The sequence below is a fragment of the Psychrobacter sp. 4Dc genome, from assembly GCF_002836715.1.
GTDB lineage: Bacteria > Pseudomonadota > Gammaproteobacteria > Pseudomonadales > Moraxellaceae > Psychrobacter.
Genome location: NZ_PJAT01000072.1, coordinates 1 through 14,865, shown reverse-complemented (window position 1 = coordinate 14,865; position 14,865 = coordinate 1). Strand labels below are relative to the sequence as shown.

The 14,865-nt window shown below is 41.8% G+C and carries 17 protein-coding genes; 5 read left to right on the top strand and 12 right to left on the bottom strand.

The window, feature by feature from the left end; translation table 11 throughout:
- Nucleotides 1-287 precede the first annotated feature (287 nt).
- Entirely contained in the window at nt 288-779 is a 492-nt protein-coding gene (locus tag CXF61_RS04170) for a hypothetical protein (RefSeq protein ID WP_165597260.1), read from the top strand.
- Nucleotides 780-1,134: 355 nt separating this feature from the next.
- Here the strand turns inward: CXF61_RS04170 and merA are convergent, their stop codons facing one another.
- From merA to merR, 5 genes are all read right to left on the bottom strand, one after another.
- Complete coding sequence (gene merA / locus CXF61_RS04165) at nt 1,135-2,574, bottom strand: mercury(II) reductase (protein WP_025643785.1); 1,440 nt, start codon at nt 2,572-2,574, stop codon at nt 1,135-1,137.
- Nucleotides 2,575-2,594: 20 nt separating this feature from the next.
- The gene (gene merC, locus CXF61_RS04160) at nt 2,595-3,014 is read right to left on the bottom strand and encodes an organomercurial transporter MerC (protein ID WP_008467331.1); all 420 of its coding nucleotides are present in this window, start codon (nt 3,012-3,014) and stop codon (nt 2,595-2,597) included.
- Nucleotides 3,014-3,298 (bottom strand): mercury resistance system periplasmic binding protein MerP, encoded by a 285-nt coding sequence (gene merP, locus CXF61_RS04155; protein WP_008110847.1) that lies wholly within the window; start codon nt 3,296-3,298, stop codon nt 3,014-3,016. Before merP ends, merC begins: the two co-directional genes overlap by 1 nt.
- Before the next feature lie 46 nt (nt 3,299-3,344).
- Nucleotides 3,345-3,692, bottom strand: coding sequence for a mercuric transporter MerT family protein (locus CXF61_RS04150; RefSeq protein ID WP_016899520.1), 348 nt, complete (start codon nt 3,690-3,692; stop codon nt 3,345-3,347).
- Nucleotides 3,693-3,879: 187 nt separating this feature from the next.
- On the bottom strand, nt 3,880-4,332 hold the full coding sequence (gene merR / locus CXF61_RS04145) for an Hg(II)-responsive transcriptional regulator (protein WP_008110844.1): 453 nt from the start codon (nt 4,330-4,332) through the stop codon (nt 3,880-3,882).
- Between the two features lie 268 nt (nt 4,333-4,600).
- Here merR and CXF61_RS04140 point away from each other — a divergent pair, with 268 nt between their 5' ends.
- Nucleotides 4,601-5,233 carry a recombinase family protein gene (locus CXF61_RS04140; protein WP_165597259.1) on the top strand — a complete coding sequence of 211 codons (633 nt, stop codon included), beginning with the start codon at nt 4,601-4,603 and terminating at the stop codon, nt 5,231-5,233.
- A gap of 111 nt (nt 5,234-5,344) precedes the next feature.
- On the opposite strand, the gene CXF61_RS04135 is transcribed toward CXF61_RS04140, so the two are convergent.
- From CXF61_RS04135 to CXF61_RS04120, 4 genes are all read right to left on the bottom strand, one after another.
- Nucleotides 5,345-6,046: a VIT1/CCC1 transporter family protein gene (locus tag CXF61_RS04135; RefSeq protein WP_011959977.1), complete on the bottom strand. Its 702-nt coding sequence runs from the start codon at nt 6,044-6,046 to the stop codon at nt 5,345-5,347.
- An 81-nt stretch (nt 6,047-6,127) separates the two neighbouring features.
- Nucleotides 6,128-6,811, bottom strand: a complete 684-nt coding sequence (locus tag CXF61_RS04130) for a ferric reductase-like transmembrane domain-containing protein (protein ID WP_011959976.1) — start codon at nt 6,809-6,811, stop codon at nt 6,128-6,130.
- A gap of 63 nt (nt 6,812-6,874) precedes the next feature.
- Nucleotides 6,875-7,957 carry an FAD:protein FMN transferase gene (locus CXF61_RS04125; protein WP_011959975.1) on the bottom strand — a complete coding sequence of 361 codons (1,083 nt, stop codon included), beginning with the start codon at nt 7,955-7,957 and terminating at the stop codon, nt 6,875-6,877.
- 55 nt (nt 7,958-8,012) lie between these two features.
- Nucleotides 8,013-8,327, bottom strand: a complete 315-nt coding sequence (locus CXF61_RS04120) for a hypothetical protein (protein WP_020444569.1) — start codon at nt 8,325-8,327, stop codon at nt 8,013-8,015.
- Between the two features lie 85 nt (nt 8,328-8,412).
- Between CXF61_RS04120 and CXF61_RS14305 the strand changes: the two genes are divergently transcribed.
- Nucleotides 8,413-8,559 carry a pilus assembly protein TadG-related protein gene (locus CXF61_RS14305; RefSeq protein WP_372862388.1) on the top strand — a complete coding sequence of 49 codons (147 nt, stop codon included), beginning with the start codon at nt 8,413-8,415 and terminating at the stop codon, nt 8,557-8,559.
- Between the two features lie 450 nt (nt 8,560-9,009).
- On the opposite strand, the gene CXF61_RS04110 is transcribed toward CXF61_RS14305, so the two are convergent.
- From CXF61_RS04110 to CXF61_RS04100, 3 genes are all read right to left on the bottom strand, one after another.
- Nucleotides 9,010-10,473: an ATP-binding protein gene (locus CXF61_RS04110; RefSeq protein ID WP_011959972.1), complete on the bottom strand. Its 1,464-nt coding sequence runs from the start codon at nt 10,471-10,473 to the stop codon at nt 9,010-9,012.
- A 64-nt stretch (nt 10,474-10,537) separates the two neighbouring features.
- A complete protein-coding gene (locus tag CXF61_RS04105; protein ID WP_165597258.1) occupies nt 10,538-11,212 on the bottom strand; it encodes a response regulator in 675 nt (224 codons plus the stop codon).
- 19 nt (nt 11,213-11,231) lie between these two features.
- Entirely contained in the window at nt 11,232-11,840 is a 609-nt protein-coding gene (locus CXF61_RS04100) for a cytochrome b/b6 domain-containing protein (RefSeq protein ID WP_165597257.1), read from the bottom strand.
- Nucleotides 11,841-12,162: 322 nt separating this feature from the next.
- Here CXF61_RS04100 and CXF61_RS04095 point away from each other — a divergent pair, with 322 nt between their 5' ends.
- Both CXF61_RS04095 and CXF61_RS04090 read left to right on the top strand, forming a co-directional pair.
- A complete protein-coding gene (locus CXF61_RS04095) occupies nt 12,163-13,422 on the top strand; it encodes a ferredoxin reductase family protein (protein WP_011959969.1) in 1,260 nt (419 codons plus the stop codon).
- A 686-nt stretch (nt 13,423-14,108) separates the two neighbouring features.
- Nucleotides 14,109-14,612, top strand: coding sequence for a hypothetical protein (locus CXF61_RS04090; RefSeq protein ID WP_165597256.1), 504 nt, complete (start codon nt 14,109-14,111; stop codon nt 14,610-14,612).
- Nucleotides 14,613-14,865: the final 253 nt, after the last annotated feature.

Here is a 14,865-nt window from a genome sequence, read left to right as displayed (position 1 = left end):
CTAGTGTACGTAGCGTATTTAACAGGTTTATTCTGATCGCCATCTACCCATGAACATGAAGAAATTACACCATAAGCAATTGTTCCTGCAAATACAGGTCCCCCACTATCACCTGAGAAACAACGTAACGTTCCATTCCCGACAGTCGTAGCTGTACCTGCTCCCGACTGAGTATTTCGCATTAATACAAAACTACCCCCTGTAGAAGTGAAAGAAAGATTATTGTTTGAATCACTAGAAAAGGAAGCTAAATTAGATTCTTACCTACCTCAACAAGGAATTTAAAATTGAAAATTTTGCTTACTCTGTTATCAATTAGCGTATTAGTTGCTTGTCAGTCTTATCCTGTAGTAAAAGAAACTAGAGAAAAAGATACTCCTATAATAAGACAGCAACCCTTTTATACTTACCCTTATGCGGCTTCAGCTGATCTACGTAATAAATTTGATATTATGAATTATAAAAGCCTAAGGCTTGATTATGAGAATGGTTGCGTTTATTTATTTGATGGTAAGCAGCGTTTTGTTCCGTTACTACCCCAAGAATATGCATTTTGGAATGAAAAAAAAGGCGCTCTAAATTACTATGATAATACATTCCGCCCTGGTTACATTATTGAATCAGTCGCCTATCAAATAACGCCAAAACAACGTGTTATTTTTGAAAAAGAGTTTGTGGTCAGTAAACCCCCAATAGAATGCACTAATTATCCTATACTTTATATCATTGGTACACCACCGGGCGTTATTTCTCCAGAAACGAGGCAACTAATTAAATAAGTATGCCTATTGTGAACCAATCAGGTACTTTCACTGTTTCGGTACCCTAGTGAGGACTTGAATCTTGGACTGTATGCTAATGATAGCAATAGTTTGAGTTATTGAAGCAACATCGGTGTACTTCGTTGTGTACATCCAGTGAGTTTTTCGAGAGTGAATTAGCTTATTTTTGATTTCTATAAGTACTGTTATGGAGACCATCCCAGATTCTGTGTAACTGACGTTTAGATTAAATACTTACACAAAATTTAGGAAGGTCTCAGATTTTGAGAAAAAACCGCTAGAAAATTATTTGAAATAACAGCTATTAATGGCACTCCATTAACATTTCTGTAAGTACATTACCGTTAAATGATTACCCTGCGCAGCAAGATAGCTCTTTAACGTCTTTGCTAAAGGTTTGAGCGCATAACTTCAATCCTTCAACCATCGTCAAATACGGAAATAGTTGACCTGCCAATTCTTCGACTGTCATTTTATTATGAATAGCAAGAGCCGCACTTTGAATCAGTTCTCCGCCTTCATGGGCTAAAATTTGTGCGCCTATCAGTTTTCCCGTGGATTCTTCAGCTACCAACTTGATAAAACCATCCGTTTCAAAATTTGCTAAAGCTCTTGGTACGTTTTCCATATCAAGTACACGACTTATCGTATTTATTCCTACCGCTGAAGCTTGTACTTCGGTTAGACCTACCGTAGCAACTTGTGGGTCGGTGAATATAACAGCAGGCATGGTAGATAAGTCGAGTTGCGCATTTCCACCTGTCATATTAATTCCAGCCCTACTTCCGGCAGCAGCAGCAACATAAACAAATTGTGGCATATTGGAGCAATCTCCAGCGGCATAAATGTTAGCTGTTGATGTTTCCATCATACTATTAACAACAATGGCACCACTTTTATCTGTTTCAACACCAACATTTTCTAAACCAAGCTTTCCAGTATTTGCATGGCGACCCGTAGAGATAAGCAATTTTTCAGCGATTAATGTTCCTTCGTTAGTTTCCAATGAAAAACCATTGCTATCATAAGAAACATGACTTGCTTGCGTATTATTAAGTACCCTAATACCTTCTTTTTCAAAGCACTCTGCCAGTTTTTCACCTAATAACGGATCTTCAGCATATAAAAGGGTATGTCTGGCTAGAATTGTCACACGGCTACCTAAACGGGCATAAGCTTGCGCAATTTCCAGAGCAACAACGGAGGAGCCGATGACAACTAGACTACTCGGTAACTCTTCTGCAAATAAGGCTTCTGTTGATGTCCAATAAGGTGTATCAACTAAACCCTTAATTGGCGGAATGCTTGGTGTAGAGCCTGTTGCAATTAAAATGCGATCTGCAACCAGCTCTTCTTCACTACCATCAGACTTGTGAACTAGCAAGGTATTTTGATTTTTAAAACGTGCATAACCTTTAAGTAAAGATAGCGCGGGATTACTCTCTAAAATACGTTGATATTTAGCATCGCGTAGTTCTTCGACGCGAGCGTTTTGCTGATGTGCTAATAAGGAGCGGCTAAGTTGTGGCTGAATATTTTCTAAACCATCAAACGGGTTAGTACGTTGCTGATGCGCTAATTGCGCAGCACGGATCAATATTTTTGAAGGAACACAGCCGACATTTACACAGCAACCTCCGATTACATCGGCTCCTTCAATGATAGTAACTCTTGCTCCGCCTTCTGCTGCTTTAATCGCACTGGCAAAGGCCCCTGAACCACTACCAATAATGGCTACATGTAATTGTTCTGGCTGGATGTCATTTGGCGAGCAACAACTATTCGTTGACATATTTTATTCCTCTTAAAAAGTTAAGCGGTACAAGTTTCATCATCACAGCGTTTATTCGCAGGAGAAACCATGTCCCAAATTGATACAGCAACCATTAGTCCTAGCCCCGTATAAGTAACGTATGAACTCCACCCGTACTGGAACCAAGGGTATAAAGAGAGTAAAACCAAAATGGGGCCAATTGAACCGATAAAACTACGGTGCCATTGACGATGGCTAAACCAGCCTAAGATATTCATTGCCAGCGCTAATACTGCAAACAGTGGTAACAACGTATTGATAAATACCCCTTCCCACTGACTAAGAAATCCCATCCCAATTGCCGCACCAAGACTAGCTATCGCGGGAAAACACATGGCGCATCCCATTGCCGAAACAAGTGCACCTATAGAGCCTGCTTTATCTCCGATACGCGTAACTAGTTCTAAGGGGCTAAATATTACTTATTTTCACTTTTTAAATTTGAAGGGTAGCCAGCGTTGGTAGTCGCTGCAATTAATGCATTGATGTTGGTTTTAGTGTCATCAAAAGAAACAACAGCTAGCTTAGGCTTGTAGGTAACTTTCGCATTTTCAACGCCATCAACATTTTCTAATGACTTTTTAACTGTGATTGGACATGTCGCACAGTTCATCGTTGGCACTTCCAGTGTAACTGTTTTTACTTCAGCAAAAGCACCAAAACTAGAAAGTGAAAGCAGTGCGGTTAATAATAATTTTTTCATAATTAGCTCCAAATTTTAAAATGTTATAAATTTCTTGATCTGTATATTAAGCAAACAAAAGTATCCAATAATTACTGGTCACTAAAATTGTCGCAACTATAGCGCTCAGCCAGAAAATGACTTTTCGTTGTTGCTGTTTCTTAGGAATTGCACAGGCCGTTCCCGGCTCACACTCTTCTACAGGACGGTAAATTTTCCAACCTGAGTAACCAAACAACAACACTACAAATGCGATAAATAATGGCCTATAGGGTTCAAATGCAGTTAAATTACCAATCCATGAGCCACTTACCCCAAGTAATAACAGGAGCAAAGGACCTACACAGCATACGCCTGCGCCTAATGCTGCTATGATGCCTCCTATCATTGGAAGGTTTGATTCTTTTTGATTCATATAGATACCTCATTAGATAATGCAAGTGTATTGCATGTACCTAAGTACGGAGTCAAGGGTGATTTATAAAAAATTTATCTTTGATAATCTGCTACGACAGATACGGGGAATAAGCTAACTTGAATTAAGGCGCAGAAGTAAAATTGGATATGCTGTTTTAGTGGGAAATGGTAGTTAAGTGAATCATTTACTTCGGTTGCAACGAATCAATTATTGGGCAGTGGCTATCGTCATCATTATTTTGGCATTGTCCTAAATGTTCTTCCAAAGCGTGTTCTAACAACAACAAGTCAGCCATCTTTTTTTGTACTGCGATCAGTTTTTTATTAGCTAATTCTTGTACTTTACTACATGGACTATCGTTTAACGCAAGTAACCCTTCAATCTCATTTAGCGTAAAACCTAATTCTTGAGAACGCTTGATAAAATGTATTCTATTTACCGTTTCTTTCGGGTAATGTCTATAGCCCTGCATAGGCTTTGGTGGTTGTTTAATTAAGCCTTTGCGTTCATAAAAGCGAATTGTTTCGACATTTACACTCAGTTCTTTAGCCAACATACTTATGGTTCGTTTAGACACGTTATCAATTACCTTACTAACTTTTTGTTTACTTACTTTATATCTAATTAAAGTGACCATCAATGAATACCAGTTTAAACATCGCTAATTGATTTTGTTTTTTCTTCTATTAAATAAGTAAAGTTACCGTTGTTACAACAATATTAAACCACAACAATGTATGGTTTATCCTTTTTCATTATCAAAGTCCAAATTAGTGTTATTACATGCAGTTCTACATGAGTATACCCTAAGGGAACCACCTATTTCACCCTTCAAACCTATTAACAGACCACTTAAAACAGACTGGTATAATGGAACCACTTATAGCAGACTATTTTAGGTGTTTATGTTTATTAGAGCGTATCTACGAGCGTCTACCAAAGAACAAGATGCTAAGCGTGCCAAAAGCGAGCTCATAGCATTTGCCAACGATCATGGCCACAAAATTGCTGCCTTCTATGTCGAAAACGAATCAGGCGCTACCTTGGTGCGACCCAAGCTTATGCAGCTGATTGAAGACGCTCATAAGGGCGATGTGATCTTAGTTGAGCAGATTGATCGCTTGGCGCGTTTGAACCAAGCTGATTGGGATACGCTAAAAAGAATGCTATCAGAGAAAAAGCTCTCTATCGTGTCAAAAGAGCTGCCGACCTCATATATGGCGCTTCAATCTGAAAGCAGCACTGAATTTATGAGCAGTGTATTGCAGGCCATTAACTCGATGATGCTGGATATGCTCGCAGCCATTGCTCGAAAAGATTATGAGGATCGCCGTAACCGTCAGATGCAAGGTATTGCTCGTGCTAAGGCAGAAGGTAAGTATTCAGGACGTAGAAAAGATACCGAAAAGCGCAAGATTATCGCTAGTCTGCTCAAATCAGGTCATAGCTATTCTGATATTCAAAAAATGGCTAAGTGCTCACGGCATCTGATCGCTGATGTAGCCAAGGAAAGACCGAAGATGCTCAGTACTCATTAAGTGGTTCCACTACAGCAGTCTACTATGAGTAGTCTATTAATTGATTAATGAGCCTTTTCAGATGGTTCCGCTGGGATATACCCTTATTTACTGACCAGTTTTATGAGGCCCCTATAATGCTGCCACCCCAAACAACCGACCAATCAATGATGTTGCGACCATAGCGAGCACACCCCATATCACAACTCTAGACGTAGCAGGAATAACAGGGGCACCGCCCAAGCGCGCTGATATTATGCCAAGTAGCGCTAAGCCTACTATCGTTAAAGTCGCGAGTGACCAAACCAGTGTTTGTGCTGGCAAAAGTAAAATACCAATAATCGGTAATATGGCGCCCGCAATGAATGACAATCCAGAAGCAACTGACGCATGAATCGGCTTAGCTTGACTCAGATCTGTCAAACCAATCTCATCTCGGGCATGCGCCTCTAGTGCATCATGCTCAGTCAAAGCTATGGCAACTTGATGCGCTAAGACATGATCCAGTCCACGTTTCTCATAAATTTTGGTGAGCTCAAATAGCTCGCGCTCAGCATTATGAGTCAGTTCATGCAACTCTTTATCCAGATCCGCTTTTTCGGTATCAGCTTGAGACGATACTGAAATATACTCACCAGCTGCCATCGATAGAGCACCTGCGGTTAACGCGGCCATCCCTGTCAATAGCAGTGTTTGACTATTTGCACTTGCTGCAGCGACACCGACTAATAGACTCGCGGTTGAAATCAGTCCATCATTGGCACCAAGTACTGCTGCCCTAAGCCAATGATTGCGATTGCTTAGATGAGCTTCGTCGTGAATAGAATGATGCATAGCATAGATACCCTCAAACGATTTAGACATAAATTAGAATATGTCAGTGTAGCCTATAATGACACACCAATTTCCACATAGTTACCTTGCTTGCTTTAAAGCGATTATTCGATAGGTTATTAGTAAAAAGACTATTGTTTGACTGCCGGCATAAAATAATAACAAAGGCAGCGCGCGACTGTCTGAGCCCACCATAAACACATGAATACTGATGAACATATACGCCATAAAGGTCAAAAAGTGTAGCCAGCGCCATGCTGATTGACCAATATACTGCTTAATATAAAAACTAAACGCACAGATAAATAAGAACCAAAACCCCAACTGCCCCAAGGCCACGCCCACACGCTCAGTCTGAAAACCAAAAGGCATTAGCACCTGCCATAAGTTCAGATTTAAGAAATTATCTGCTAATAAGATACCAGCATGAAACGCGGCAAAGCCTACGGCAATCAGGCTTAGATACTGATGTAAGACAAATACCCGCGCTGCATTAAAGCGCTTGCCTAAACGAGTGCTTAACAACAAGCCAAAAATGACTGCCAACCAAAATAACGTATAAGCGATAACACCGCTTGCCCGTGATAAATACCAAAAGTGTTTATCTGTGCTGGTCAGTAGCTGAGATACCGTCTCTCCCCAAGTTAACGACGCATAACCACCAACTCCGATAGCAATGCTTAACGTTAAGCCAACCCATAGAGCCTGAGTGAGAACATTAGTATTGGAAGCAGTATGACTGCTGGTAGGATGGTCTGTATGCATGACTATGCTCCTATGAATGGCTTTACTTAATGTATTGATATCTAGCGCATGTCGCGTGATAAATTAACTAGCAAGCAGGTTTGGACGCATGGCAGAAGTCACCATCACTTTGTTATCCCTATCTATTAACAACGCCGCAATATGGTGTTTGTTGAGCCACGCCACGGCTGCTTTAACACCAAGAAGCACGCAGTATTTGGCGTATACCTCCGCCGTCATCGCATCTTTCGCCAGTACCGTTGCAGTTAGGACGTCACTTGTTACTGGACGCAAGTCATGCGGATGGATCAAATGATGTTGCCAGCGGCCGTCGTGCAACCAGCGACGATAATCTTGCCCAGATGTGGCGACAGCCCCAGAGCTGAGCTTGAGGATCGCCACATCTTCATCATTGTGAACGTGCTCACTATTGGCAAAATACGGCTTGGCAACAGCCACTCCCCAAGACACCGGTTTATCTGTTGGGTTTTTTGGAACACCAATCGCGATATCCCCACCCATATCGACTAAGCAGGGAATATGCCAGTCATGAACTCGGCTAATATTTTCCGCCAACTGCATGGCGCACCACCCTTTGACATATCCATTCAAATCCAGTGCCATGCCAGCTGGCAGATATACTTGATGTTGTCTGTCAGCTAACTGGCGAAGCTGAATACCTTCTATCTGCTGATTGGCATGGTTAGCACTTGTCGTGTCTTGCACGTTTGTAGGGGTGCTTACGCTAGTAACAGGTAATGATGGCACAGACATTTTGGGCAAGGTCTCAAATGAATGCTTATAGCCTGCGTCCCATAGAGGGTGCAATAACGTTGGTGTTACTAAGCCTTGAGTCTTTGAGACAAAGTGAATGGCACGCTGCAACACCTCAAATAATTCTGAACTCACCTCAGACCATTGGTCGCCACGGTTATTCAGTCTCATAAGCTCACTGCTGTCATCAAAACGACTGAAGATATGTTCCCAGTCAGCTAAGCGCTGCTGAATATCGTTTGTCAAAAAAGCGACTTGTTGGTCTATTCTCATTTGTGAAGGTTGCGCGCTCAGTCTTGTGGTATTTAAGCTAATTTGAATGTGACAACCCATGGCAAACAGTTTAATCGTTGCCAGTTGCGGTGTTGTTTGATTGGACATATTTGTGTGCATTCAAAGCCCTCCCTTGACTAAACATTCAAACTAAATAATCTGTGGTTTTTCTTATTTATTGAGAAGATCGCGTACGAGCGACAACCCTTATTACCTCAACAGGTGCGACTGCATTGACCTGTCGCAATTGATTGATATCAGCGATGGGCGTTGGCGTGACTGCCCTTTCATCAGACTCAGCAACAGCAGTGCTTATAATGGCAGTGCTCACAGGGGCAGTTTTTTGTTCTTGATTGAGTAGTACCAGCCATCCTGCCATAGTACCTGCAATCGAGACCATCATAATGCTGCTTTTAAGAGCGGCAAAAGGATCTGCTTTTTTAGCCGTTTTTTTGACGGCTGGTGTCGAATGTGATTTGGTATTAGTCATCGTATTCCTCCTCATCATGTTGCTGATAGCTCATGGCGATTAGGCGATCATTCTCTTTATAGTATTTTTTATCGTGTGCTTTGCGATGTTTATCCTCTTTACGTTTATCATCATCGTGGTGCTTATCTTCATAATCGTCATCGTCAAATCTCTCAGCACGATAGTCATTGGTCGCAACCGGATTCAGTACAGTGCCGACACTGGCATCAATATAAGTAGCGCCGCTGTCTAATAGCACCTCATAAGCGACGGTGCCGTTATAATTGACGAGCTCGGGTGAAGCCTGCAATACTGAATTGGGCGCGTCTTGCTGCGCAAGCGCAGTTGCTTGCGTGGCTGTGAGTGCCGCCAGAGGTGATGGATTGGCAAATGGGGATTGCGTGAGAGGGTTTGCCACGGCTTTAAAGGACGATAAATCAGAGGATATAGAGGTAATGTCAGTATTTTGACTCATGGCATTCGCAGCTGATAGTGCGTCATCAGCGCTGGGCGACTGGACAGATAAGGCGATAACGCCACCAAAAAACACTAATGAGGTTGCACCAACAGTCAATAATAAGGGTTTTAATAGAGGTAGGCTCATAAGATTGTACTCCGTCTATATTATTAGGGAATACAACTAGCATACGGGGTAAATATTAACTCAACCTTAAGCCCACGCCGATTAATTTTTATCGTTTTATCAGATGCTTGATATCGCTTTTTTATGTCTTATCGTGACGATAAAGCCAGTTTCTGGTTGAGAGCGGTTAGCAAACTCTAACGTCAGACCGTGCAGCTCTGCTATTCGATTGGCAATGGATAGCCCAAGACCGCTACCTAATTGGCTTTGACCTGCTGGGCGATAAAAGCGCTCGCTTAAGCGCGTCAGTTGTTCTGGCTCGACGCCACTGCCATTATCGACCACTCTAATAGCATTGGTGTCGAGCTGAAGTTCAATCAAAGCGCCCTCGGGACAATAGCGAATGGCATTGTCCAACAGGTTACGGATGAGCAGTTTGAATAAAATTGGATTGATAAGGATGGGTAGAATATCAGCAGGATTGTCACAGTTCACAGTGCGTTTTAATTGCATGTGCTTTTCACGAGCCAGCCGATTGACATCACTGAGTACAATATCCGTTAGCATCAACCAATCCGGACTTTCTAATTGCTCAGGAGGTAATTGTTGTTGCGGTTCTATTTTGGCTAAAATCAGCAGTTGATCGACCAAATGAGTGGCCCGCTCAATGCCATTGCTAATGTTTTGGGCATGATAGAACAGCTGATTATCGTCTTCTACGCCAGATAACTGCAATATCTGCTGCTGTAACAAATCAGCTTGTAGCTTTAACGCCGCAAGCGGGCTTCTAAGCTCATGTGAGGCATCGGCGGTAAAGCGCTGCTCACGTGCTAGGGTATCCGCGACTTTTACAAACAAGACATTTAAGGCGCTCACTAACGGTTGGATCTCTTTGGGCACGTCCGCTGTGATGGGGCTATCATCTTGCGGTTGACGCTGTTCAAGCGCACTACTAATCTGAGTTAACGGCATAAACCCCCGCCGGATCAGCCACACCACCAAACCCATAAATGCAAATAGCCCAATCAACATCGGCAGCACTTGCACGGACATGGCATCAGTAATCATCTCTCGGCGAGATTTGAGGTTCTGTCCGACGGCAATGACCCGACCTTCATAGTCATGATCATCATGGACGTAAAATAAACGCCAGCGCTTACTAAAAGGGTTGAGGCGCTGATAGGCAGAATCATGCTCTTCTAAAAACCCATGCTGGTCTGGCAAAAAAGCAAATGATTGACCATTTTCATCAGCCATTAATAGACGGCCTTTTTTATCCCAAATGGCAAAGCCCATATAGTCATCCTCAGCCTCACCAAGATCACCTGATAGCTGCTTACTTTTTAACGCATAGATTTTGGGCGTGTGCTTTTTGTTATCATCCCTTTGCCTATGATGGTCTTTATCGTCCTCTTCTTTGGGGGCGACCCCTATTAAATAACGGGCAACTTGAGTGATTTGGGTGTCATTCATCTCATTGATTTCGTGCCAAAGCTTCCACGCAATAAAGCTTGAGGTAAGCACCCACAGCAAAGGTAAACCAATCAGTAGCGATGTTAATAGCCGTTGCTGAATACTTTTCATAGGCTCACCAAGTAGCAGACAAAGTGGAGGCACCAAAAACAGACCGTTGAATGCCTAACGGTGGTTAATGGTGGTTATGGACTGGATTGAGATAGTAGCCAATACCGCGTTTGGTCAAGATAAAATCATTGCCCAGTTTTTTACGTAAATGATGAATGTGTACTTCAATGGCATTGCTTTCGATATCTTGTTGCCACCCATATAGCTTGTCTTCTAAGCTTGCGCGGCTGTGGATTTGCTTAGGGTGGGTCAGCATTTGCTCTAAGATTGCCACTTCTTTGATGGTTAATTCTACCATTTTGCCTTGATAAGAGACTTGCTGATTCTGAGGCTGATAGGCCACTTCGCCATAACGGACTTCAGGTTGACACCGACCTTGGCTGCGTCTCATCAATGCTTGTAGACGGGCAATCACCTCATCTAATGCAAATGGCTTCACCAAATAATCATCAGCGCCGGCATTGAGTCCTGCCACACGATTGGCAATCGCATCGCGAGCGGTGATAATCAATACAGGCGTATCTATGTGTTTTGCCCGCCAGTTTTTTAGGACGGTCATGCCATCCCCTTTTGGCAAGGTCAAATCCAGCAATACCGCATCAAACATGCCATCTTGCAGCGCAATCTCACCTTGCTTGGCATCACTAAACCAATCCACCATCATGCCATGACTTTTTAAGCCAAGGACAATACCATCAGCGATGGTGCTGTCGTCTTCTATCAATAATATGCGTGCCATATGTGCTCCATCGCTTGACTTATTTCATAGTAGTCGGCTTGTCTGTCACCGTTTTTTTGCCCGTTATCATTGATTTGATGAGGTTTTGGCGTTGCCAGTAACTCATGGCAATCGCTGCGATGATATGTAGAGGAACCAGCAGATATAAGCTGTTTGCTAATAACTCATGAATCTCTTCAAGCACCTCTTTATCACCAAACAGCCCTGATTCCATCAGATAACCGGTTAGTCCTAACCCTATAATCACGGCCCATAACGATAACATCATCAGGGCTGCCAAGGGGTTATGACCAAGATGCTGCTCATCAACGCGTCGAACACTTAAATCTGATACATGATGTTTGATTCGTGTTGGTGTGGGGAAGAAACTAGTAAAGCGTGCATAGCGCGTTCCAACCAGACCCCAAAGTAAACGTACGACGACCAGTCCCAAAACGGTATAGCCGACATACTCATGCCACTCACCACCATCTTCGGTAAAGAATAGATTGGCAATAATACCAGCTGCGACTGTCCAGTGGGTAACTCTTACTAATATGTCCCAAACTTTTACTTGCCTCGCTTTAGGCGTATTCGATAAAGGCGCGGAAGAGTCGTCGTCCCAATTCATGGTGTCTTTTTGGCTCATGGTTGTCACTCTCTTAATCATTTGTTTGTTTATTGACAACACCCGCTGCTAAACACTGAAAATCAGCAAGATATCGTAAGCAGACGAGATATCGCATCATCTGCCTCATCGCTATTACAACAAACAAATCTTAAGGTGAGCTTAGGACGTTAAAACAGGTAAATAATTGTGCAGCGGATCAGTTGCATACGTCGTGCCATAGACACCACTTAAGAATTATTTAAGAATCAGGCTGTATAATCAGCCATGCTTTTTCAATAAATGTATACTTAGTAAATCAAGCCTTCTTAACGTGAATAAAATAATTTTTAGGGAGATTCTTATGGCTGTAAAGTCATGGCAAGTAATCAGTAGTATCGTACTGATCACATCAATCACTGTACTCATGCAAATTCCCTCTGAAACGTGGATAACGTCAGCAACAGTCAGCTTGATTATGGGTGCATCGGCTTTAGCCTGCATGGCAAGCTCATGCATACTCGCTAGCCGTTGGCACGGTGTTGAACGGATCTTTGGCGGTCTGGACAGAGTTTATGAAGCGCATAAGTGGATTGCTATATGGGCACTTGTCTTCGCTGTCTATCATTTTTTATTCAAAGCCAAGCTAGACTCTTGGGAGCTTGCACCAATTTTAGAATTATCCAAATATTGGACGCGGATGGTGCGTCAACTTAGCCTTGTCGCGCTAGGTCTGATTATACTACTGGCACTGAATCGGAAAATCCCCTATGGCAACTGGCGTTGGTTGCATAAGTTCTCAGGTCCACTTTTTTTAATCGTTATACTACATTGGCTGAGCTTTGAGTCTCCCATCACACTGACTAGCCCAGCAGGTATTTGGTTAGCACTACTTTGTTCTGTCGGCGTGATTGCAGCACTGTACAAAATGGTGTTTTACCCCTTCATTGCCAAAGCTGGAGAATATAAGTTAGTCGCTATCTCCCATGGCAAAGCGGCGGTACACTTGGAGTTTGAGCCAGTAGATAAAAGGTTTCCATTCAAAGCTGGGCAATTTGCCTTTATTTCTCTTAAAGAAGCAGGTTTACGCGAGCCGCATCCTTTTACCATAGCTAACGCACCTTCTGATAATGGACGCATCCATTTTGTGATTCGAGCATTGGGTGATTATACAAAAAAGCTAAATGAACAAGCCAAAGTGGGTATGTTGGCTGATATTTATGCGCCTCATGGTAATTTTAAACGTATATCAAATGCAGAGCGTGAAATCTGGATTGGTGCCGGAGTAGGAATCTCTCCCTTTATTTCTTGGCAAGAGGATAAAACTATCGGTCATTTTGAACGTGCCACTCTGATATATTGCTTCGATCCTGCGCGTGTTTTTCCAAGTGTTGAGCGTATGCAGGAGATGACAGAACAGTCTGGAGTAGATTTCGTAGCCAACCCAAGTGGCAGTAATGCCATGGCTGAAACCATTCGGCAAGTCGCCAGTGAAGTTAATCCAAAGCAGATTCAGATTAGTTTTTGCGGTCCAAAAGGGCTTTTAGGAAAAGTACAAGAGTTAATGAAAGAAAATGGTATTCCTGCCAAAAATATTCATTATGAGTTTTTTGATTTTCGCTAGAACACGTACAATTTGCCGTGCTTAACACAAACCCAATAAGACAAATGGCACGCTGGCTCAAGTCATAAAGTCATCGGTGCTAGTGCTAAGTAGGCGAACGACAATGGTATACAGATTAATTTAAGTCATCGAACGTTGATCAGGAGCCTGGTGGTTTAAAGGCCGTCTTATACTTAATGGTCTACAGTGACTTAACATGAAATGGATATACCGCCATTTCATGTTAAAAAGGACACTACTGTGTACACGGAGCTACTATAAATAACTAGGAGTGATGATAACAATAGCGTACAACCGAATATTCAAGTCCTCACTAGGGTACCGAACCAGTTAAAGAACCTGATTGGTTCGCAATGGGTATAGCCAAATGCTCACGTCAATTGATCGCTGATATAGTTAAAGAATCAAAATGTATATAAAACAAACCATAGTATGTGAAAACTAACCGCTTTTTAAAAAATAAACGCCAGTCTCAACTTAACATAAGCTTTTGATTTTTATAGAATTGAAATTTTAATTGTTTTAACTAAAATTTTAAAAATTAAGTAAATCAACAGCTTAGAAAAATAAGTTGAGAGTGGGGTAAAATAACTAAACATAAAGCAGGAAAACAAACACTAATTTAGTATTATAAGATGCTAACGTTTAAAACCCCTTAATATAGAAATTAAACACAGGATGTTGCTATGAAAAAATCGCTTACTGGCCTTGCTATTTTAGGTATTAGTCTAATAAGCAGTCAGGTCAGTGCTGATGCTACAATGTATGAAGACAAGTACCCTGATGAAGTTCCTTATATAGATATATATTCTTATTCTGAATTTGGTAAAGCACAAAAACCTAATGCTGAAATGAAGCAAATTTGGGAGAGTTCACCTGAGATAAAAAATGAAGTTTACTTTGCAAGTCCACATACTATTATTAAAGAAAATGGCAAGGTAAAGTATGCTGTAGCTAACGTCAGAGGCGCTGGTTATAGCTTTTCTAGTGAGGGTTTTGAAGACTTAGTTTTGCTCAACTGTCAAAACCCTCGTAACTCATATATTGAACGTGGTGACAGAGAACGTATCAGCTTAAGAGATTCTATGGCGATTGGTGGTAAGAATGGTCCTGGAATAGGCGATAGCGGTTGGGATGATCATATCCCTCGCAAGGCAGTAGGTGTACTGTTCAAAACTTACTGTAAATAAGAGATTCGTGGCTTCACAAGTATTTTATATTTTAATAGGATGCTTATCAAACTAGGTAGCATCCTTTTTTATTAGATTGATCCTCTCAAACCTAGGACACTTGATAAATAGAATCAAGCAAGCTGCCTAGTCTTTAAAATCATGTCACAGCTACTGTGGTATTCAAAAAATAGTTAAGTACTCTCTTTATCTGGCTGTTATTGTTTTTTGAAAAATACTCAAATACTCAAATACTCAAATTATTTTAAAAAAC

Bases quoted from the DNA above. Each gene is read 5' to 3' on its own strand.
- CXF61_RS04135 (WP_011959977.1), bottom strand. From the start codon at position 6,046: ATGCATCATTCTATTCACGACGAAGCTCATCTAAGCAATCGCAATCAT.
- CXF61_RS14305 (WP_372862388.1), top strand. From the start codon at position 8,413: ATGTTTATCCTCTTTACGTTTATCATCATCGTGGTGCTTATCTTCATA.
- CXF61_RS04095 (WP_011959969.1), top strand. From the start codon at position 12,163: ATGGCTGTAAAGTCATGGCAAGTAATCAGTAGTATCGTACTGATCACA.
- merR (WP_008110844.1), bottom strand. From the start codon at position 4,332: ATGGTCACTTTAATTAGATATAAAGTAAGTAAACAAAAAGTTAGTAAG.
- merP (WP_008110847.1), bottom strand. From the start codon at position 3,298: ATGAAAAAATTATTATTAACCGCACTGCTTTCACTTTCTAGTTTTGGT.
- CXF61_RS04100 (WP_165597257.1), bottom strand. From the start codon at position 11,840: ATGAGCCAAAAAGACACCATGAATTGGGACGACGACTCTTCCGCGCCT.
- merA (WP_025643785.1), bottom strand. From the start codon at position 2,574: ATGTCAACGAATAGTTGTTGCTCGCCAAATGACATCCAGCCAGAACAA.
- CXF61_RS04110 (WP_011959972.1), bottom strand. From the start codon at position 10,473: ATGAAAAGTATTCAGCAACGGCTATTAACATCGCTACTGATTGGTTTA.
- CXF61_RS04105 (WP_165597258.1), bottom strand. From the start codon at position 11,212: ATGGCACGCATATTATTGATAGAAGACGACAGCACCATCGCTGATGGT.
- CXF61_RS04120 (WP_020444569.1), bottom strand. From the start codon at position 8,327: ATGACTAATACCAAATCACATTCGACACCAGCCGTCAAAAAAACGGCT.
- CXF61_RS04130 (WP_011959976.1), bottom strand. From the start codon at position 6,811: ATGCATACAGACCATCCTACCAGCAGTCATACTGCTTCCAATACTAAT.
- CXF61_RS04090 (WP_165597256.1), top strand. From the start codon at position 14,109: ATGAAAAAATCGCTTACTGGCCTTGCTATTTTAGGTATTAGTCTAATA.
- CXF61_RS04140 (WP_165597259.1), top strand. From the start codon at position 4,601: ATGTTTATTAGAGCGTATCTACGAGCGTCTACCAAAGAACAAGATGCT.
- CXF61_RS04125 (WP_011959975.1), bottom strand. From the start codon at position 7,957: ATGCACACAAATATGTCCAATCAAACAACACCGCAACTGGCAACGATT.
- CXF61_RS04150 (WP_016899520.1), bottom strand. From the start codon at position 3,692: ATGAATCAAAAAGAATCAAACCTTCCAATGATAGGAGGCATCATAGCA.